General features: G+C 67.9%; 25 protein-coding genes. 5 read left to right on the top strand and 20 right to left on the bottom strand.

Annotated elements, in window-relative coordinates; translation table 11 throughout:
* Positions 1 to 10: 10 nt before the first annotated feature.
* From soxX to ACZY0R_RS35810, 14 genes are all read right to left on the bottom strand, one after another.
* A complete protein-coding gene (soxX, locus tag ACZY0R_RS35745; RefSeq protein WP_488865123.1) occupies positions 11 to 688 on the bottom strand; it encodes a sulfur oxidation c-type cytochrome SoxX in 678 nt (225 codons plus the stop codon).
* A gap of 16 nt (positions 689 to 704) precedes the next feature.
* Positions 705 to 1529 (bottom strand): sulfur oxidation c-type cytochrome SoxA, encoded by an 825-nt coding sequence (soxA, locus tag ACZY0R_RS35750; protein ID WP_488865125.1) that lies wholly within the window; start codon positions 1527 to 1529, stop codon positions 705 to 707.
* Positions 1530 to 1653: 124 nt separating this feature from the next.
* Positions 1654 to 2109: a DsrE family protein gene (locus ACZY0R_RS35755; RefSeq protein ID WP_441632923.1), complete on the bottom strand. Its 456-nt coding sequence runs from the start codon at positions 2107 to 2109 to the stop codon at positions 1654 to 1656.
* 120 nt (positions 2110 to 2229) lie between these two features.
* Entirely contained in the window at positions 2230 to 2541 is a 312-nt protein-coding gene (gene soxZ, locus ACZY0R_RS35760) for a thiosulfate oxidation carrier complex protein SoxZ (protein WP_488865127.1), read from the bottom strand.
* Positions 2542 to 2604: 63 nt separating this feature from the next.
* On the bottom strand, positions 2605 to 3060 hold the full coding sequence (soxY, locus tag ACZY0R_RS35765; RefSeq protein WP_045239295.1) for a thiosulfate oxidation carrier protein SoxY: 456 nt from the start codon (positions 3058 to 3060) through the stop codon (positions 2605 to 2607).
* A gap of 167 nt (positions 3061 to 3227) precedes the next feature.
* Positions 3228 to 3557 (bottom strand): c-type cytochrome, encoded by a 330-nt coding sequence (locus tag ACZY0R_RS35770; protein ID WP_035873236.1) that lies wholly within the window; start codon positions 3555 to 3557, stop codon positions 3228 to 3230.
* 127 nt (positions 3558 to 3684) lie between these two features.
* Positions 3685 to 4725, bottom strand: coding sequence for a c-type cytochrome (locus ACZY0R_RS35775; RefSeq protein ID WP_488865129.1), 1041 nt, complete (start codon positions 4723 to 4725; stop codon positions 3685 to 3687).
* Complete coding sequence (gene soxC / locus ACZY0R_RS35780) at positions 4709 to 6070, bottom strand: sulfite dehydrogenase (RefSeq protein WP_488865131.1); 1362 nt, start codon at positions 6068 to 6070, stop codon at positions 4709 to 4711. Before soxC ends, ACZY0R_RS35775 begins: the two co-directional genes overlap by 17 nt.
* A gap of 146 nt (positions 6071 to 6216) precedes the next feature.
* Positions 6217 to 6624, bottom strand: coding sequence for an ArsR/SmtB family transcription factor (locus ACZY0R_RS35785; protein WP_035873232.1), 408 nt, complete (start codon positions 6622 to 6624; stop codon positions 6217 to 6219).
* A 112-nt stretch (positions 6625 to 6736) separates the two neighbouring features.
* On the bottom strand, positions 6737 to 8011 hold the full coding sequence (locus ACZY0R_RS35790) for an NAD(P)/FAD-dependent oxidoreductase (protein WP_488865133.1): 1275 nt from the start codon (positions 8009 to 8011) through the stop codon (positions 6737 to 6739).
* Between the two features lie 36 nt (positions 8012 to 8047).
* Entirely contained in the window at positions 8048 to 8377 is a 330-nt protein-coding gene (locus tag ACZY0R_RS35795; protein ID WP_488865135.1) for a c-type cytochrome, read from the bottom strand.
* 258 nt (positions 8378 to 8635) lie between these two features.
* On the bottom strand, positions 8636 to 9448 hold the full coding sequence (locus ACZY0R_RS35800; RefSeq protein ID WP_488865137.1) for a BON domain-containing protein: 813 nt from the start codon (positions 9446 to 9448) through the stop codon (positions 8636 to 8638).
* A 96-nt stretch (positions 9449 to 9544) separates the two neighbouring features.
* A complete protein-coding gene (locus tag ACZY0R_RS35805) occupies positions 9545 to 10132 on the bottom strand; it encodes a phosphoheptose isomerase (protein WP_045239299.1) in 588 nt (195 codons plus the stop codon).
* A 98-nt stretch (positions 10133 to 10230) separates the two neighbouring features.
* Complete coding sequence (locus ACZY0R_RS35810) at positions 10231 to 10599, bottom strand: YraN family protein (protein WP_488866369.1); 369 nt, start codon at positions 10597 to 10599, stop codon at positions 10231 to 10233.
* A gap of 39 nt (positions 10600 to 10638) precedes the next feature.
* Here ACZY0R_RS35810 and rsmI point away from each other — a divergent pair, with 39 nt between their 5' ends.
* Positions 10639 to 11574, top strand: coding sequence for a 16S rRNA (cytidine(1402)-2'-O)-methyltransferase (gene rsmI / locus ACZY0R_RS35815; protein ID WP_488865139.1), 936 nt, complete (start codon positions 10639 to 10641; stop codon positions 11572 to 11574).
* An 84-nt stretch (positions 11575 to 11658) separates the two neighbouring features.
* Here the strand turns inward: rsmI and ACZY0R_RS35820 are convergent, their stop codons facing one another.
* Complete coding sequence (locus tag ACZY0R_RS35820; RefSeq protein ID WP_488865141.1) at positions 11659 to 12429, bottom strand: septal ring lytic transglycosylase RlpA family protein; 771 nt, start codon at positions 12427 to 12429, stop codon at positions 11659 to 11661.
* A gap of 313 nt (positions 12430 to 12742) precedes the next feature.
* On the opposite strand from ACZY0R_RS35820, the gene ACZY0R_RS35825 reads away from it, so the two are divergent.
* The 3 genes from ACZY0R_RS35825 to ACZY0R_RS35835 all read left to right on the top strand — a co-directional run bounded on the left by ACZY0R_RS35825 (position 12743) and on the right by ACZY0R_RS35835 (position 14492).
* A complete protein-coding gene (locus ACZY0R_RS35825; RefSeq protein WP_488865143.1) occupies positions 12743 to 13393 on the top strand; it encodes an MBL fold metallo-hydrolase in 651 nt (216 codons plus the stop codon).
* A 45-nt stretch (positions 13394 to 13438) separates the two neighbouring features.
* Entirely contained in the window at positions 13439 to 14086 is a 648-nt protein-coding gene (locus ACZY0R_RS35830; RefSeq protein WP_488865145.1) for a 3'-5' exonuclease family protein, read from the top strand.
* 178 nt (positions 14087 to 14264) lie between these two features.
* Complete coding sequence (locus ACZY0R_RS35835; RefSeq protein WP_488865147.1) at positions 14265 to 14492, top strand: hypothetical protein; 228 nt, start codon at positions 14265 to 14267, stop codon at positions 14490 to 14492.
* A gap of 115 nt (positions 14493 to 14607) precedes the next feature.
* Here the strand turns inward: ACZY0R_RS35835 and arsC are convergent, their stop codons facing one another.
* Positions 14608 to 14967, bottom strand: coding sequence for an arsenate reductase (glutaredoxin) (arsC, locus tag ACZY0R_RS35840; protein WP_488865149.1), 360 nt, complete (start codon positions 14965 to 14967; stop codon positions 14608 to 14610).
* A gap of 149 nt (positions 14968 to 15116) precedes the next feature.
* Positions 15117 to 16022 carry a LysR family transcriptional regulator gene (locus tag ACZY0R_RS35845; protein WP_488865151.1) on the bottom strand — a complete coding sequence of 302 codons (906 nt, stop codon included), beginning with the start codon at positions 16020 to 16022 and terminating at the stop codon, positions 15117 to 15119.
* A gap of 189 nt (positions 16023 to 16211) precedes the next feature.
* Between ACZY0R_RS35845 and ACZY0R_RS35850 the strand changes: the two genes are divergently transcribed.
* On the top strand, positions 16212 to 16847 hold the full coding sequence (locus ACZY0R_RS35850) for a GNAT family N-acetyltransferase (RefSeq protein WP_488865153.1): 636 nt from the start codon (positions 16212 to 16214) through the stop codon (positions 16845 to 16847).
* A 48-nt stretch (positions 16848 to 16895) separates the two neighbouring features.
* On the opposite strand, the gene ACZY0R_RS35855 is transcribed toward ACZY0R_RS35850, so the two are convergent.
* From ACZY0R_RS35855 to ACZY0R_RS35865, 3 genes are read right to left on the bottom strand one after another with little or no spacing between them, the layout of a single operon-like run.
* Positions 16896 to 17576, bottom strand: coding sequence for an FMN-dependent NADH-azoreductase (locus ACZY0R_RS35855; RefSeq protein ID WP_488865155.1), 681 nt, complete (start codon positions 17574 to 17576; stop codon positions 16896 to 16898).
* Positions 17577 to 17604: 28 nt separating this feature from the next.
* Complete coding sequence (locus tag ACZY0R_RS35860; protein WP_488865157.1) at positions 17605 to 18072, bottom strand: GNAT family N-acetyltransferase; 468 nt, start codon at positions 18070 to 18072, stop codon at positions 17605 to 17607.
* Positions 18069 to 18548, bottom strand: a complete 480-nt coding sequence (locus ACZY0R_RS35865) for a carboxymuconolactone decarboxylase family protein (RefSeq protein ID WP_488865159.1) — start codon at positions 18546 to 18548, stop codon at positions 18069 to 18071. Before ACZY0R_RS35865 ends, ACZY0R_RS35860 begins: the two co-directional genes overlap by 4 nt.
* Positions 18549 to 18817 lie beyond the last annotated feature (269 nt).

Here is an 18817-nt window from a genome sequence, read left to right on the forward strand (position 1 = left end):
TCGCGGTGCCTTACTGGTTGACCGGCGAGGCCGGGTCCAGCAGCAACGCCATCACGTCGCGGATCTGCTGCTCGGTGAGGATGCCCTTGTGGCCGAAGCGCGGCATGTTGGAGCAGGCCGCAAAGGCGCTGGAATCCCAGATCTTGCCCCAGGTGTACTTGAGCACCGCTTCCGAATCGCCGCGCAGCTTGCCGTACTGGTACAGCGAGGGACCGATATTGCCGAAGGAGATCTCGGCCTTGGTCATCTGGTGGCAGGCGTAGCAGTTCGCGCCGTTGACGCCGCCGACGGCGTCGGAGAACTGCATGCCGCGGCCGTTCTGGGCGGTCTTCTCGCCTTCCTTCCAGTCGCCCAGCCATTGCTTGTCGGCGGGGTACTTGATCTGCTTGAACTCGGCGGCTTCGATTTTCCTGGCCACCGCCGCCGGCACCTTGGAGCGGTCCGGGTAGTCGCTGCACGCCTTCTGCATGGCGTCACGATCGAGCACGCCTTCGACCGTGGCGGGACCCTTGGACGTGAAGGAGCTTTCGATCAGCTTCTTCATGTCGGCGTCGCTGACGGCGGCGCCCTTGGCAGGCTTCGCGGCCCTGGCCGGCTTGTCCTCCGCGTGAGCCATGCCCACGCAGGCCAGCAGGGCAAACGTGACCGCGGCGAGCGTGCTTTGTGTGTATCTACGCGCTTGTTTCATCTGTGCTCTCCCTTGCTCAGCGCTTCATGGCCGGACCGTCATACGTGCCGCCGTTGGCATTCCTGGCGAGGAACAGGCTCAGCGCCGTGATCACGTCGGAACCATAGGCGGGCTCGGGAAAGCGCTGCTGGCGCAGGCAATCGTAGAGGCGGTGCTGCATCGAACGCACCTCGCCCTGCGAGACGCGGTAGGCCGGCCACGTGGTGTAGGCAGCCTGGGCGCCTTGCTGGGTCAGCAGATTGGGCAGCTCTTGCAGGCGGATGCGCTGGCCATCAACGGCGTGGCAGGTGGCGCAGGCGAAGTCGTAGGCGCCGCCGCGGTAGAAGAACATCTTCTGGCCCAGGGCATATACGCGCTTCTCTTCGGGATGGGCCAGTTGCACGTTCATCTTCACGCCGCGCGACTCGCCGGTCAGGAAGGCCACCAGGCGCTCGATGTCGGACGGCTTGCCGGTGGAGGCGAAGGGGTTCTTCAGCGCTTCTTCCTGGGTCAGGCCCTGCAGCGTCACGCGGCAATAGGCCAGGCGTTGCTCCAGGTCCATCACGCGGCCGGTGTCCTTGAAGTAGCGCGGCAGTTCGGCGTAGGCGCCCTTGGTCACGCCGGAGCCCTTGCCCAGGTCGCATTGTTCGAGCGAGGCGTTCTTGGGGCCGGCGGGTTTTTTCCAGAGTTCTTCGCCGGCGGCCTCCCACAGCTCGGCGGGATTGCCCTCGGCGAGCATCTGCCGGTACTTGGCGATTTCCTCGGCGGTGCTGCCCTGGGCGTGCACGGCGGCGGCGGCCAGCGCCACGGTGCCGGCCAGCGCCAGCGCGGCGCCCGTGTGGCGGCGTCTGATCGATTTCATGGGGCTTCTCCTCGGGGCCTCGGAAGCCTGCCGCCATGTGGCGCCAGGCCGTGCGGGCCGGTCTTATTGCTTGTCTTCCCGTTGCGCGGCACCCGGTTTGCGCAGGCTCCCGCGCGGATGCTACTTACGGCTTGATATAGGCATAGCCTTCATCAAACTGCAGCCTGGCCACTTCGACCACGCCCGCCTGTACGACCTTGGCTTCCATCAGCAGGCTGGACTCGGGGATCTTGCGCGCCGTCAGCGTGTTGCGGCAGACGCGGAACTCGACGCCGGAACTGGCCAGCGCGCCGACCGCCGCCTCGAACGTATTGCCGCGTGCGTCACGCGCGCCTTCCACGATGAAATCCACGCCATAGCCGAAGGCCACCACCACGATCCTGGTGTCCGGCGCGGCGTTCAGGTGGTTGCGCAGGTTGGCCATGGCGCGCACCGCCTGGTCCGTGCCTTCGGACAACTGGTAGACCACTTTGACGCGCCCGCCCTTGCCGGCGGCCGCCGGTGCCGCTTGCGCCGCAGCCTTGGCCGACAAGCCGATCGCGGCCAGGGCCGCCGTTGCTCGAATGAATGCTCGCCGCATGATTCCTATCCTTCCGGTCGCACCCCTGCGCGCAACATGCGCCAGCCCGGGTCCGACATTCGACCTGAACCATAGCAGAGGATGCGGCCGCCCGCTCGGCCAGGCCCGTACCTGCTCCGGTCAGGAAATGGTGGCTTCGTCGGTCCGCTTGTCGCCGCGGTTGTCGATCCAGGTCACCGTGACCTTGTCGCCCTTGGCGCCGCCCTTGAACTTGAAGTTCAGGAAGGGATCCTTGGACACGGCCGGGCCGAACTGGGCCTGGAATACGTCCTTGCCCTTGCACTGCGCCGTCACGCTCTGGATATGCCAGGCCGGAATGGTCTTGCCGGCCGCGTCCTTGCGCTGGCCAGTTTCCATGTCGTGTTTCATCAGGATCTTGACGTCGACCACGCCGCCATTCTCGGCGGCACGTACGCGCATCGGGTCTGCCATGTTCTTTCCTCTTTCAGGTAATGGTGGGGCGGGAAATCCGCGTGGGGGGATGGGAGCGTGGCCTCAGCCGCCGCAACCGCCCAGCGTCACCTTGATTTCCTTGGACGCCACATACCATTTGCCGCCGGCCTTGACGGCGGCGTACACCATCGAGGTCTGGCCCATCTTCACTCGCGTGGAGACGAAGGGCTCGGTGCCGGCGGGGATGGTGAAATCCGCTGCCAGCGTATTGGGATTCTTTTCCACCAGGACGGCGATCTGCTCAGTGCCAGGAATATTGCTGGTCACCGCGACCGGCACCACGGCGCCGTTCTCGGCGATGTCGGGGGCGGTAAAGACAATGGCGGTGCTCTTCTCGGTGCCGCTGCCGCCGAGCGCCTTGATGACGTCCGCCACGCTCTTGCCGTCGAAGGCGGTCTTGTTCCACTCCGCTGCCTGCGCTTTGCTGATCAGGCCGGTGGCGGCCATCAGCGCGAGCACGGAAGTGACCCGCAATACGTCTCGTCGTTTTGAATGCATTGTTTCCTCTTCTCCTGCGTTTTGCGTACCGGCCTGGTTTATTGGCCTGCCGCGCCTTCCGGCACGGCAGTGGGCGGTGCATTGCCGCCCTTCAGCGAGAGGCGCCACCGGCGCCCCCTGGGTCCCGAAGCCGTAACCCGGTCCGGGCAGGGCGTGCCCTGGGTGCCTTACTTTGCCGGGGCGCCTGCCAGCACCCACTCCACGACCGTCTTCAGGTCGGCATCGCTCAAGCCAGCATTGGCGGGCATCGGCACCGGGCCCCAGACGCCTGCGCCGCCGCTCTTGACCTTCTTGGTCAGCGTTGCCAGGGCGTTCTTGTCGCCCTTGTACTTGGCCGCCACATCCTTGTAGGCGGGGCCGACCAGCTTCTTGTCGACCTGGTGGCAGCCCATGCAGGCGTTCTTGTTGGCGATTTCCTGGGCCTTGGCGGCATCGACTGCAGCGTTGGCCGAGGCGGCGCAAGCCAGCATCAGCGTTGCGATGACAAACTGCTTCATGGATATTGCTCCGAACTTTGAAGTGCCGTGGGGACGGCGATAGGCCGCTCGCTGCCCGCCATGCCGGATGGCTGGCCGGCGCGGCGGCGCGCTGGCCGCGCCACGGGGCATGGTGGCGGCCAGTCCGCTATTTTGCCTCAAGAATCCACCCCACCACGGTGCGCAGGTCGGAATCGGGAATCTGCGCCTGGGGCGGCATCGGCATGCTGCCCCAGGCGCCCTGCCCGCCCGCCCTGATCTTGTGAGCCAGCGTGTCCCGCACTTCCTGCCCCTTGTACTTGCGCGCGATCTCGGCAAAGCTTGGGCCAACCAGCTTGCGGTCCGTGGCGTGGCAGGCCATGCACTGGTACTGGCCGGCCAGCTTCGCGCCGGCCTTCTCGTCCGGCGCGGCCGCCGCGGGCGCGCTCGCGGCGGTTCCGATGGCCACGCCGCGCGTGGGTCCCACCGTGCGCTGCTGCGCGGCCAGGTCGCCGTGGGCATCGCGCGCGTAGGCCGGCATCGCCGACGCCACCTTCACCGTTCTCGCGCAATCCTTCATGCACGCCGTATTACGCGTATCCGGCTGGCGGAGCCCAGGCCACAGGCCGTGTTGCAGGGTCATGCCGTTGCGGTTCGGCATGGCCTGCTGCACTACGGCGATGTTGCGATCCGACAGCGTGAAATCCGCCGGCACGATATCGCCCAGGTTGAGCAGGAAGGCGGTGACCGCGTAGACCTCGTCGGCGGACAGGCTGCGCGGTGCGTTCCACGGCATCGCGCGGTGGATGTAGTCCCACAGCGTGCTGACGGTGCTGACTTTCATCAGCGTGGTGCGATACGGCTGGTTGCCGGTCAGCGAAGCCACCCGTCCGCGCTTGATGTCCTTGGCGGTGGTGCCGCCGACGATGGGCGAGAAGACCTCGTTGGATTCACCGAAATCGCCATGGCACGAGGCGCATTTGCCATCCCAGATTTTCTGTCCCTGCGACACCGTGCCGCTGCCCTTGGGCAGGCCCTGGAAATCGGGACGCACATCGATGTCCCATGCCCCGACCTCGGCCGGCGTCGCGGTGCGGCCCAGCGCGGCGCGCGCGGCTTCGGCCGGCGTCGCCGCCATCGACGCCGGCCCGCCCAGCGCCACGGCGGCGGCAAACAGCGCGGCGCGGGCGGCCTTAATCAACGTGGACATTGGAGACCTCGCCGCTGCCGGCCACCTGCCAGCTCTGGATGGCGTTGTTGTGATAGATCGAGCGAGTGCCGCGCACCGCGCGCAGCTGCGCCATGCGGGGCTGCACATAGCCGGTCTCGTCGATGGCGCGGCTTTGCAGGATGGCGGGGGCGCCGTCCCACACCCAGTCCAGGTTGAAGCGCGTCAGGCATTTGGACAGCACCGGCGTCTCCAGCCGCGCGGTGCGCCAGTTGCGGCCGCCGTCGACGGAAACATCCACTCGCTTCACCCGCCCGCGGCCGGACCACGCCAGGCCGCTGATGCTGTAGAAGCCACGGCCCACCATCTGCTGCCCGCCCGAAGGCGTGGTGATGACGGATTTGCATTCCTGGATCGAGGTGTACTGGCGCAGCATGCCGTCGGGCATCATGTCGACGTAGTGCACGGTCTCGTCCTTGGTGTTCCACGGCTGGTCGCCCAGCTCCAGCCGGCGCAGCCACTTGACCCACGACACGCCCTGCACGCCGGGCACCACCAGCCGCAGCGGATAGCCGTTCTCGGGACGCAGCATCTCGCCGTTCATGCCCCATGCGACGATGATCTCGTCGGCCAGCGCCATCGGGATGGTGCGCGTCATGCCCGAGCCGTCGCCGCCTTCGGCAAGCAGGTAGTGCCCGCGCTTGAAGTCGGCGCCGGCATCGTCGAGCAGGACCTTGAGCGGCACGCCGGTGAATTCGCAGCAGGACAGCATGCCGTGGGTGTATTGCACCGTGGGCACCGCCACGTTGCCCCACTCCATGCCGGTGTTGGCGCCGCACTCGATGAAGTGCATGCGCGACACCGCCGGCAGGCGCATCAGATCGTCCATGGTGTAGACGCGTGGCGCTTTCACCAGGCCATTGATCATCAGGCGGTGGCGGGCCGGATCGATGTCCTGCCAGCCCTGGTGATGACGCTCGAAGTGCAGCCCGTTGGGCGTGATGATGCCAAAGAAGCCTTGCAGCGGCGCGAAGGAAACAGAAGCGGCGGACACGCGGGTCAGCCCCGGCGACTCGCGCCGCACCAGGTTTTTCTCGTAGGCGGAGCGCTGGCCGTAGGGGTGTGCGGCAACCGCCTGGCCCAGCGTGGTGGCCCAGGGTTGCGGCGTGAGGATGGCGTCGTCGCCGGCGCTTTCCGCTGCGCGCGTCCTGCCGCCGGCACCGGCGGCCAGCGCGGCCGCGGCGCCCAGGAAGCTCTTGCGCAGGAAGTCGCGGCGCGGGCTGTCCGGCGTGCCCAGGCCATGCTGCGCGATGTCCTGCTGCAATGATGCGCTAACGAAATGCTCCGGCGCTCGCACGATGCGCCCGGGGCGGATCTGTTCCGGCACTGCGGTCTCCTCCGGTCCGCTCGTCCGGCACGCAAGCGCCGTCGGCCAACCTGTTATCGGCCAGCGCCCGCGGATGCGGGCTGCCGCCGTACAACCTGCGTGCGAACGTGAATGCGGTTGCCCTGCGCCCTGGTACGCGCCTTGCCTTAGCGGCTACGGCGGCGCGGCGCCGGTGCGGCCTGCGGCATGAAGCGGTCGACCATGCCTGCGGGCAAGGCGCTGTCTTCCAGCCGGCTGGCCACCTGCACGCAAACCGTGCGGCACAGCTCAATCACGCTCTCGTCCTCGATGGCGTAGAACACGAGGTTCGCTTCCTTGCGGCGCGACAGCACGCCCGCGCGGTACATCGCGGTGAGATGCCGCGAGACATTGGTCTGCGAAGAGCCCACCGTTTCCACCACGGTGCCAACCGGCTTCTCGCCATCGCACAGGGCGTGCAGGATCTTCAGCCTGGTGGGTTCCGCCAGCAGACTGAAATACCCCGACACTTTCTCGAACACGCGATCCATCTCGTCCATGCCGTCCAATATATTCGTATATGCGTGATTGCGCATATAGTGTTTACCCCTTTGTGCAGCGCTTCCGGATGCGGAGCTGGCTGCGATTTCGGGGACATATGCAACGCGCGCCGTCACCGCTGCGCGCCGTGGTTGTCCTGCCGGGCGTTCAGCCGAGCATGTCGGTCCAGATGGCATCCGCCCATGCCTGGGCATAGGTGCCTTCCAGCGCGTTCGGCGCAGCCGACAAGCCGCCCGCGCCCGGCACCGTGACCATGGTCTTCTGCGCCGCATCATAGCGATGCACGCTGGCGATGTGGATCGCTTCGCGCGCGGACGTGAAGCTGTAGCAAGTGTTGTTGTAAAGCGGCTCGGGATTCGGCGCCTGGCCGGCGAGCAGCGACACGATGGCCGCCGCCGCCACCTTGCCGTGCTGGTTGGCCATATGGCCCGACTTGGGCATCAGCGGCGCGATCTGGATGGCGTCGCCGAGCACGTGAATGTTGGGCACGGCGATCGATTCGAAGGTAAGGAAGTCGACCTCGCACCAGCGGCCGTTGGCGGTAGCCAGCCCGCTTACCACGGCAATGGCGCCGGCGCGCTGCGGCGGCAGCACATTGAGCACATCGGCGCGCTCGTCGTCCTGCACCTCGAACTTGAGCGTGCGGGTGGCGGGGTCCACGTCGATGGTGTTGTACTGCGGCCGGTACTCGATCATGCCTTTGTAGCGCGTGGCCCAGACCTGCTTGAACAGCGCGCCCTTGGAGGTGACGTCGGGATTGGCGTCGAGGATCAGCACCTTGCTGCGCGGCTTGGCCCGGCTGAAATAGTCCGCGACCAGGCAGGCGCGCTCGTAGGGCCCGGGCGGGCAGCGGTAGGGCGCGAGCGGAATGGTGATGGCGAAGGTGCCGCCATCGGGCATCGCTTCCAGCTGGCGGCGCAAACCCACCGTTTGCGGGCCGGCCTTCCAGGCGTGGAGGATCTGGTCGCCGCCTGGCTGGGCAAGGCCCGGAATCTCGCCAGAGAGCACATCCACGCCGGGCGACAGCACCAGCCGGTCGTAGGGCAGCGTGCCGCCGGCCAGGCGCACCACCCTGCGCGCCGGGTCGATCGCGCTGACATGGTCGCGCACCACGTTCACGCCGTGGCGCTTCGCCAGCGCTTCGTAGGACAAGGTGATGTCACCGATGCGCTTGCTGCCGGCGAGCACGAGGTTGGATAGCGGGCAGGAGACCAGGCTGGCGTTGGGTTCGACCAGCGTGACCTCAATACCTTGGCCGCTCCATTCGCGCAGGTAACGCGCTGCGGTGGCGCCGCCATAGCCGCCGCCTACCACCACCACCTTTGCCTTGCCGGTAGCGCTGGCCGCGTGCGCGCGGAATGCGCCGCAGGTGCCGAGCGCGGCGGTGCCGGCGAGCGCGCCGAGGAATTCACGTCTTTGCATCTGAGAGTCTCCTTGCCGGGTTGCAAGCCGGCGCGCTTAGCGCACGGCGGCGAACCAGCCCGCGATGGCTTCGATCTGCTGGTCGCTGTAGCCCTTGGCGATCTGCTGCATCACCGTGGCTTCGCGCTTGCCTTGCCTGAAGTCCTGCATCTGCCGGACCAGCTCGGACTTGTCGCGGCCGGCGAGGCCAGGCACCGGGCTCCCCGCGGGCGCGCGGCCCGCGGGGCCGTGGCAGCCTGCACACGCCGCGGCCCAGTTGCGCGCTTGCAGCGCGGTGGCGTCGGGCGCCTGCGCTTGCGCCCCGCCGGGCAAGGCCAGCAACGCCAGCGCCGCCAAGGCGGCAAGTAAGGGGGTCTGGATCATCATGTTCGCTCCGGGATCGCGCCGCGAGGGCGTGCCAACCCTAACACACCGGGCGCGTGCATGTGATGCGAAAACCTCAGATCGAAGTGCGCCCGGTGATGCCCGGAGAGGACGGCGAGCGGCGGGGAAGTGGCGCGTGAACCGGCCGCCGGAAACTGCGGCCGCAGCGCGAGGCGCTGTAACGGGTACGCCGCGCGGCAATGCACGCGGCGCACGGTCAGGCTGGCGCGGGAACCGGGGCTGGCCTGCCGCGCCGGCCGTTCAGGGCAGGTTGCGGCCGGGCGGCAACGCCACCGGCGACGTGACCGGGCTGGCCGTGGCGCCAGGGGTCGCCTCTGGCGCGGGCGGCGCGGATTGCACCGGGGCGGGCGTGCCGGACGGGTTATCCGGCGGCGCGGTCCGCCCGGTGGCGGCAGCGTCGAGCCTGCCGCTCTCGGTTTCGGTCACATAGTCGAAGGCCTTTACCACCTTGATGACGCCGCTGGCATTGCGGGCCACATCGGTGGCGCGTTCGCCTTCAGGCGGCGTGACGATGCCAAGCATGTAGACCACACCCTTCTCTGTGACGATCTTGATCGAGTTCGAGGGCACGCCTTCGGCGGTGATCAGCATGGTCTTGACCTTGCTGGTGATGTAGGTGTCCTCGCTCTGCGTGGCGAACGACGGCGACGGTACGATCTCGAGCTCGTTGATCACCTCGCGCGCATTGGGCAGGCCTCGCACGTATTTGTCGATCTGCTGCTTGACCGAGGTGTCCTTGGCCTCGCCAGTCAGCAGCACCTTGCGGTTAAAGACCGACACGCTCACGCGGGCCTGGCCGTTGTAGCGCGAACTCAGCGTGCTATCGGCCTCGAGTTGCAGGCCGCGGTCGATGGTCTGGGTGGTGGTAGGCCGGCGGTCGGTGGCCACGGTCACGCCGCTAGCCACGCCGGCGGCGATGACCGGAAAGCAGCCGGTGAGCTGCGTGGCCGCAACGGTCAGTGCCGCCACCATCGTCGCGGTGCGGGCCAGGCGTGGCAGGATCCCGGTCGGCCGGGAGGTGCGGGATTCACGCGAGTTGGGCAGAGTCGTCATGCGGTCCTTGCTTGTAGCGGTGAGGCAAAAATGGGTTGTGGTTGCTTCGGGAGCGAAATTCAGGGGCGAGAAGCCGAGGCGCTATCGGCGGCGGGCTCAGCCCTCGCCCAGCAGCGCCTCGTCGATGCCGTCGCACAGGCAATGCAGGGTCAGCAGGTGCACTTCCTGGATGCGCGGGGCGCGCTCGCTGGGCACACACAAGTTGACGTCGAATTCGTCCAGCAGGCCGGCGAGCTCGCCGCCCCCCATGCCGGTCAGGGCCACCACGCTCATGTCGCGCTGCTTGGCAGCGTGCACCGCGGCGAGCACGTTGGCGGCGTTGCCGGAGGTGGAAATCGCGAGCAGCACGTCGCCGGGCTGGCCGAGGGCTTCCACCTGCTTGGAGAACACCAGGCTGAAATCGTAGTCGTTGCCGATGGCGGTGAGGATCGAGCTGTCGGTCGTCAGGGCGATCGCGGCCAGCCCGGGGCGCTCGCGCTCGAAGCGGCCGATCAGGTCGGCGGCGAAATGCTGGGCATCGGAGGCCGAGCCGCCGTTGCCGCAAACCAGGATCTTGTTGCCGCTGGTGAGCGCGCCCACCAGGCGTTCGATCGCCGCGGCGATGTGCGGCGCCATCAGCGGCGCGGCCTGGCGCTTGGTCTCTGCGCTGTCGAAGAAATGCTGCTGGATGCTATCGATATGCATGGCTCGATCGGCCTTCTTGTTTTCAAACGCTTTTCAAATGCGGCACGCGCCGCAAGATATCGCGCATTATGACGCAGGCGCCCGGGCTCCCCGGCGCTTCATTGCGCCGCGCCGGCTTCGAAGGCATCGCGAATCCATTCGAGCCGCCCCGGCTCCAGCGCCACCACGTCGAGCCGGCAGCGCGGCGCGGCGCCCGTTTCCGCCTGCGCGGCGAGGTAATGCTCCGCGGCCAGCAGGATGCGCCGCTGCTTGGCCGGCGTGACGCTGGCAGCCGCGCCGCCAAAGGCGCGGCTGGCGCGCTGGCGCACCTCCACAAAAACCAGCGTACCGTCGGCCTCGCGCATGATCAGGTCGATCTCGCCGCCTTTGCAGCGATAATTGCGAACCACGAGCGCCAGGCCCAGCCTCTCCAGGTAAGCCCGCGCGCGTCCCTCGGCCCGGGCGCCCCGCGCCTGCGCCGGGGACATCGTGGATTTGAATGATGGATTCAACGGAAGTTCTCAAGCATGACTGACTGGATCTCCCTGGCGGCCGGCCAGTCCTACCCGTCCGGCACCCTGTACGTGGTGGCTACCCCGATTGGCAACCTGGCCGATCTCTCCCTGCGGGCACTGCACGTGCTCGGCCTGGCCGACGCCATCGCCTGCGAGGACACCCGCAATACCGGCCAGCTGCTCACGCGCGTGGGCCTGCACCGCCCGCTGCTGGCGGTGCACGAACACAACGAACGCGAAGCGGCGGAGCGCATCAACGCGCGGCTGGCCGCGGGCGAGCGCATTGCCTACGTGTCCGACGCCGGCACGCCCGGGATCTCCGATCCCGGCGCGCGGCTGGTGGAAGCGGCGCGCGCGGCCGGCCACGCGGTGGTGCCGCTGCCGGGCCCGAGCGCGGCCGTGGCGGCCTTGTCGGTGGCGGGCGAGATGCTCGACTGCGGCGACGGACGCTTCACCTTTGCCGGTTTCCTGCCGCCCAAGGCGCGCGCGCGCAGCGAAGCCATCGCCGGACTGGCTGCGCTCGACCACGCCTGGGTGGTCTATGAGGCGCCGCACCGCATTGCCGACACGCTGGCAGCGCTGGCCGCCGCGTTGCCGCCGGACAGGCGGCTGCTGATTGGCCGCGAACTGACCAAGCTGTTCGAGGATATCAAGGTGCTGCCGGTGAGCGAGGCGCCCGCCTGGCTGGCCGCGGATGCATCGCGCGCCAAGGGAGAGTTCGTGCTGGTGGTGGAAGGCGCGGCGGCCACGCCAGCGGATGCAGGCCAGCCCGACGCCCGCGCGCAGCAGGTGCTGGGGCTGCTGCTGGCCGAGTTGCCGGCCAAGCGGGCCGCCAAGCTCGCCGCCGCCATTACCGGCGCGCCCACCGATGCGCTGTACCGGCTGGCGCTGGCCCGGCGCGCGAGGCACGGCGAGGACGACGGGGATGGCGAGGCGGCCACCGAGTGAATCGTCCGGGTGCCTGAAGACCGCATCGGCGCATAAGCCGACGGCGTCGCGGACCTGGCATGCCTGCATGGTCCGCATCCCGGCTCAGCGGCTCTTGCGCCGGGCCGCCGGCTTGCGCGTCTTGCGGGCCGCGCGCACGGGACTGGCCGGGTTGTCGGCCAGTTCGGAGTCGGTCGTGGCATCGTCGCCGCTCTCGCCCGCATCGTCGCCGCTCGGCGCGATCTGCGGCCCCAGCGCCGCTACCTCGGAGCGCGACAGGCGCCGGATCTCCACCTGGGTGGAGCCGTGATCGATAAAGCCGAGGCGCTTGGCCGCGCCAAAAGAGACATCGAGCACGCGGTTGCTGTGATACGGCCCGCGATCGTTGATGCGGACCACCGCCACCTTGCCATTGCGCAGGTTGCGCACCAGCACCCAGCTATCGAGAGGCAGCGAGGGATGCGCGGCAGTCATCGCCCGCATATCGAAGCGCTCGCCATTGGCCGTCTTGCGGCCATGGAAACCCTTGCCATACCAGGACGCCATGCCGCGCTGCTCATAGGAGCCCAGGTCGGGCCGCAGGCCCTCGAACGATCCCACGCCATCCCCCTGCGCATCGCCGCCCCAGCGATACAGGCCCCAGCCATTGCTGCTGTCCTTCTGGGCTTTGTCCGAGGCGCCGTTTTTCTCGCCCTTGGCAACTTTGGCAGGCTTGGCCGGCTTGGCAGTCCCCGGCGTGGCGGCGGTGGGTAAACCCTCCTGCGTCTGATCGCCCGGTGGGATCGCACAAGCGGCAAGCGCCAGCGCGCACGTGGCATGCACGCACAGGCGGACGATCCGCGCGGGGCGGGAAAGGGGGAGTTGTAACCAACGCATCGCGGGAGTCTAGCATCACGCAGTTACACCTATGGCCTTGATTTTGTTACGAATTGTCTGTAACGCGCGGCACAAACCGTACCCGATTCGGCGCTTGCCAGGCGCCAGGCCAGTCCTGACAAGGCTTTCGCGGTGTGCTTCGCGCATTGCTTCATGCCTTTCCGACGCTGTCGGGCGCGGCACGTTTTTACAGGCCCAACGCTACAATGCGACCACTGTTCCGATCGCGAGCCATTCTTCGCCCTCGATTTTTGTGGTGCATGCGGCGCTCGTATCCGGCCCTGGTTCCCTGTCCCCCTCCAACTTTCGCTCCATGCAAGTCCTACTGATTCCCGTGACGCCCTTCCAGCAGAACTGCACGCTGCTGATCGACGAGACCACTGGCCGCGCCGCGGTGACCGATCCCGGCGGCGACCTTGACCGCATCCATGCCGCAGTCAAGGAACACGGCGTGACGCTGGAGAAGATCTTTCTCACGCACGGGCACGTGGACCACTGCGCCGGGGCGGCATCCCTGGCGCGCGAGCTTGGGATCCCGATCGAAGGGCCGCACGAGGACGAGCGCTTCTGGATCGAGCAATTGCCGGAACAGACGCGCCGCTTTGGCTTTGGCCACGCCGAGATCTTCGAGCCGCAGCGCTGGCTGGACACGGGCGACACCGTGCAGTTCGGCAGCGAGACGTTGGAGGTCTACCATTGCCCCGGCCACACGCCCGGCCACGTGGTGTTTTTCTCGCGCGCGCACCGGCTCGCCATCGTGGGCGACGTACTGTTCGCGGGCTCGATCGGCCGTACCGACTTCCCGCGCGGCAACCATGCCGACCTGATCCGCTCGATCCGCACTCATTTGTGGCCGCTGGGCGGCGACGTTACCTTCGTGCCCGGCCACGGGCCTGTCTCCACGTTTGGCGAGGAACGCAAGAACAATCCCTATGTGGCGGACCACCTGATCGACGTCGGCTGAGCCCCCGCACGCCGCGCTTTCCGAATCCCTATTCCAAGGCACGCCATGGCCAAGCGACAGGCACCCGACACCCGCCCCGAAATCTATGTGAGCACCGACGTGGAAGCCGACGGCCCGATCCCCGGCCCGCACTCCATGTTGTCCTTCGCCTCCGCCGCGATGCTGGCGGACAAGACCGTGGTGAGCACCTTCTCGGCCAACCTGGAGACGCTGCCGGGCGCCGCCGGGCATCCGGCGCAGATGCAGTGGTGGCAAACCCAGCCGGAAGCCTGGGCAGCCTGCCGGCAGAACCCGGAGCCGCCCGAGCGGGCCATGGTGCGCTACGTGGAATGGGTGGAGAGCCTGCCCGGCAAGCCAGTCTTCGTAGCTTTCCCGGCCGGCTTCGATTTCACCTGGATGTTCTGGTACATGATGCGTTTCGCCGGCCGCTCGCCGTTTGGCTGGGCGGCGCTTGACATCAAGACGATGGCTTTCGCCATGACCGGGCTGCCCTACCGCAAGACCGTCAAGCCGGCGCTGCCGGCCGAATGGAAAGATCCGCTGCCGCACACCCATGTGGCGCTGGACGATGCGCTGGAGCAGGGTGCGCTGTTTTGCAATATGCTCGCCGAATTGAAGGCCCGGGAAGCCAGGCTCGCCGCTGCGCAGGCCGTGCCCGCAAGCGACGGCCCGCCCGCTCCCCCCGCGGCCTGAACCGGCTCACGCGTGGATTCCCGGCGCCGGCATGCGCCGGCCTCGCATCCTGTGGCGCGCCAGCTATAGTTAAGACGTATATGGCATCCACACTGGCATTCGAACCCACCCGATCTCAGGGCGGCCGCGTCGCCAAGCCATATACGGCCTCGCGTGCCACGCCCAGGAGGTGTCGCCCATGCGTTTCCACCCCGACCTGCACCTCAGGCAGTTGGCCGGCCGGTTGCACTGGCCGCACGGGACGCCATCGACGCGCGAATCCACGCGCCCGCACTCTCTCGAAGACGACGCCGAAGTCGCCAAGGCCATTGTTTACGTCAGCGCGCTGACCCTGGTGGTCCTGCTGGTGGTCCTCGCGGCAATCGCTTTCGGTCAGGAGGCCATGCACTGGCTGGGTGTTCCTTAGACGACCCGCCTGAAGCAGTACAGCCTTCCTGACCGGGCCGGCCCCCACCTTGCGTGGGGGCCGGTTTTATTCAGGGGCCGCGGTTTGCTGGGCCCGCAGCCGGAACGAGCCAGGCTCAGGCCAGCAAGGGCGCCACGTTCTCGGGCGGACGGCCGATCGCGGCGCGGCGGTCGCGCACCACCACCGGGCGCTGCAGCAGGATGGGATGGTCGGCCACCGCGCCCAGCACCTCGGCATCGGTCAGGCCCGGATCGGCCAGCCCCAGTTCTTTGTAGGGCGCCTCGTTGTCGCGCACCATCTCCCTCACCGGCACGCCCAGCATGGTGTGAAGCTGCTTGAGGGTGGACAGCGTGGGTGGCGTCTTCAGGTATTCCACGATCTCCACTGGCTCACCCAGCCGGGTTGCGGCGGCCTCGACCAGCGCCAGGGTTTCACGCGATTTCGAGCAACGGGGGTTGTGATAGATGGTGATCATGACGGTACTCCTGTTCGGTGTCGGGGCGGCCCGGCGCGCGCTGGCATTGCGATGACCGGCCGAGCGAGCCCACGCCCCTGGGGCTGAAACCCGCACTATACAAGCGGCGCCGCGCGCCCGCATGCCCCGCTGCGGCGGGGCATGTCCGTTCAGTCCGCGCCCTGCTTTTCCGGCGCCAGCCGCAGCAAGGCCGCCACCGTGGCGCGCAGTCCGGCACGCAGCGGCTTGTCGTGGCGCAGCACCAGCGTCAGCGTGCGCGCCAGCGGCGGCGCAAGCGGGCGCACGGCGATGCGGGCGCGCGGCTGGCCAGGCGGCAAGGCCATGCCGGGCAGCACCGAGTAACCCAGCCCGGCGCCGACCAGCTCCTTGATCGCTTCGACGCTGTCCAGTTCCATCACGGGGCGTGCGCTGATGCCGGCGCGCAGGAACCACTCATCCACCAGCCGGCGCGTATTGCCACCCGGCGAGAACAGCACCAGCGGCCGACCGGCAAGATCGGCGGGCGCCACGGTGGCTGGCAACGGATCGCCGTCGGCCGGCCCGATGGCGACGAACGGATCTTCCAGCACGGGCGTGATGTCGAACATCCGGCCCGAGGCCGGCAGCGTGACGAAAGCCAGGTCGAGCGCGTTGTCTTCCACCGCCTTGAGCGCCTCGCCGGTGTTTGCCGTGCTGACCACGATTTCCAGCGCCGGCATGGCGCGGCGCAGGTCGCGCAAGACCGCCGGCAGCAGGTAGATGCAGGCGGTGGCGCCGGTGCCCAGCCGCACCCGCCCTACCGCTCCGCCGGCATGGCGCGCCATGCTGTCGTCGGCGGCGGCCAGCGCGCCCGCCACGCCACGCGCGTGCGCCAGCAGGTCCTCGCCGGCGGCGGTGGGCAGCACATGGCGTCCCACCCTTTCCAGCAGGCGCAGGCCGTAACGCTGTTCGAGCTGGCGGACCTGCAGGCTGACCGCCGGCTGGCTCAGGCCGAGGCGCTCGGCGGCTGCCGAAAAGCTGCCCAGTTCGCAAACCAAGGCAAAGGCCTGCAGAAAGTCTGGATTGGGATGCCGCATGGCAAAGAAATTCTTATGCGCTGCATAAGTCAGCGAAGCTTCCTTTATAGCATCGGCGCACGGTAAGGTAGCGGCGTCGGGCCTCTCTGGTTGGCTCCGATAACGCGGCTTCCCTCCACGTTCCGCCATCAACCCGGATTCGATCTGCCTTCCGGCTCACCTGCCCAGACCGCGCGCCGCGCCAGCACCATGAAAGCCCCTCTCGCCACACTCAGCGCTGCTTCCGCCACGCCGTTGGCCGTGGCCAACGCCACCGCCGCCGTCCAGGCCTGCGCCAGCCCCTCGATCCGCGACGCCACCGCCGCGGACATCCCCGCCATCCAGGCCATATATGCGCACCATGTGCGCCACGGGCGCGCTTCGTTCGAGGAAGTCGAACCGGGCGTGGACGATATGCGGCTGCGCCACGCGGAGGTGAAGCGCCAGGGGCTGCCCTACCTGGTGGCCGAGCGCGGCGGCGATGTGCTGGGCTATGCCTATGCTTCCGCCTACCGGACACGCAGCGCCTACCGTTTCGCCATCGAGGATTCGGTCTACATTGACGAGCGCTACCGTGGCCAGGGCTTAGGGCTGGCGCTGCTTGCCGCGCTGGTATCGCGCTGCGAAAGCGGCCCGTGGCGGCAGATGGTGGCAGTGGTGGCCTGCACCGCCAGCGGCGAGGGCGCGGGCTCGCTGGCATTGCACGAGCGGGTGGGTTTCCGCACCATCGGCCGGCTGCAATCGGTTGGCTTCAAGCACGGCCAGTGGATCGATACGGTGCTGATGCAGCGCTCGCTGGGCGATGGCGACGAGACGTTGCCGGTGGAGCGCGCGGCCAGGCGGTAGGCACGGCGCCGGCTGTGCGCCGGAGGATACCCGGGCCGCAGACGCGGCTCAGCCGGTTCGGGGCACTCGCCGATCGCTGTCGTCCGGACGGGCCGCTCCGCCACCGGCGCCATTTACCTGCTGCGCGAGGTGCCCGGCCCACGCATCGACGCACGCCATGCCGCGTGCGACGTGTTCGCCGCCGCGTCGCATCTGGTCCAGCCGCAGCGCCTCGAAACGGGTCAGGCCGATGCAGGCCAGCACGTACTGCAGGTAAGGCGTGAGGAAATCGCGCTGGGCCGCGGGGCCTTCATCGAGCGGCCCGCCACAGGTGACGAGCAGCCATACCGGCCGGTCGGCGAGCAGCCCGGCCTTGCCAGCCGGCGTGCCGCGAAACGTCCGGTTGATCCGCACCACATGATCGATCCACGCCTTGAGTGCGGATGGCACGGTGAAGTTGTGCATCGGCGTGGAGATCAGCACGAACTCGGCGGCCTCCAGCTCCGCGATCAGCGTCTCCGAGTGCGCGAGCGCCGCAAGCTCGGCGGCGCCGCGGTCCGCCGCCGGCATCAGGCTGGCCTCGACGAGCGCCGCCGGCGGATGCGGCGGTGGCTCGCTGCCAAGGTCGCGCTCGCTTACCGCCAGGGCGGGATGGCGCTGCCTGATTTGCGCCAGCAGCCGCCGGGCGGCCTGTCGGCTCAGCGAGGACTCGCCGCGTGCGCTGGCGCTGATATGCAGGAGCTTGGTCATGGTTCTCCGGTCACCGGGATTGGCCGTGTCAGGCAAGCGCGATATTAAAGCGCAGCGCGGAGGCCAGCAGGCCATTGCGGTAATAGAAGCGATGACCGAGCACATTGGTCAGCGGTGTATCCAGCACCAGCTTGGCGCAGCCCAGCGCGCGCGCCTCATCCTTGAGCCGGTTCATCAGCAGATGGCCGTACCCGCCGCTGCGCGCGGACTCGTCGGTGACGAGGTCGTCCACGTAGAAATGCACGCCGTGCACGAGGTTGTCCTGCAAGCGGAAGCCGGCCAGCGCCACCGGCCGCCCGCCCTGCCACAGCGCCAGCAGGCGATAGCCTGCCGCCACCTGGCGGCGCCAGCGTGCCACGAATTCTTCGGGCGACGCAAGGTGCGGGCGGAGCTGATGCATCAGCGGGAAACACGCCAGCACCCCGGCTTCATCGTCCACGTAGCGGAGCGGCTCGCGATCGCCTGCCTGTGTGGCGTCTTGCGCGGGGGCGTTCATGCGGCGCTCCGGGGCTGCGCCGGTGCCGGCGGCGAGAAGCGCAAGCCCACCGCGATCCGGTTCCAGGCGTTGATGTTGGCGATGGCCGCGCTCAGGTGAGCGAGTTCGCCCGCAGGGAATTGCCCGGCCACCTGGGCGTAGACAGCGTCGGAAGCACTTTCCGCGCTCAGTTTCGTCAGCGTTTCCGTCCAGGCCAGCGCGGCCTGCTCACGGGCGCTGAAGATCTCGGCATCGCGCCATGCCGCCACCAGGTCCAGCTTGCGCTGGTCCACGGCCAGCCCCCGCGCCGCATTGAGGTGGAATTGCACGCAGAACGCACAGCCGTTGATCTGCGAGGCGCGCAGCTTGATGAGTTCGGTCAGGGACTTGTCCAGGCCGGCGTCGTCCACGGCCTTGGACAAGGCGCGCAGGGCGGCGGCTACGGCGGGGGCGGTGTTGGTGAAATCGGTGTACTCCATGCGGGCGTGGGTCGGCATGCGCATCTCTCCTTGGGACGTTGCGAGGATTCAAAATATATCAGAGCACGAACATAATATAAGAGCACTGATATTAGGCGCAAGTGGTCGGCACGGCAGGTGATGCGGAAGTTTCGCTGGGGAATGTGGAGGCGTTACCGGCTCAAGCGGATGGCAGGAGCGGAGGGAGAAGAAAATCGCGGCCGATCTTCTGATTTTAAAATGCCGCCAAGGAATTTAAATAGGATCACACAGAGCAAAATTATTCATTGCGAGAATAATTTGTCTGC

Source organism: Cupriavidus sp. F041 (assembly GCF_057814235.1).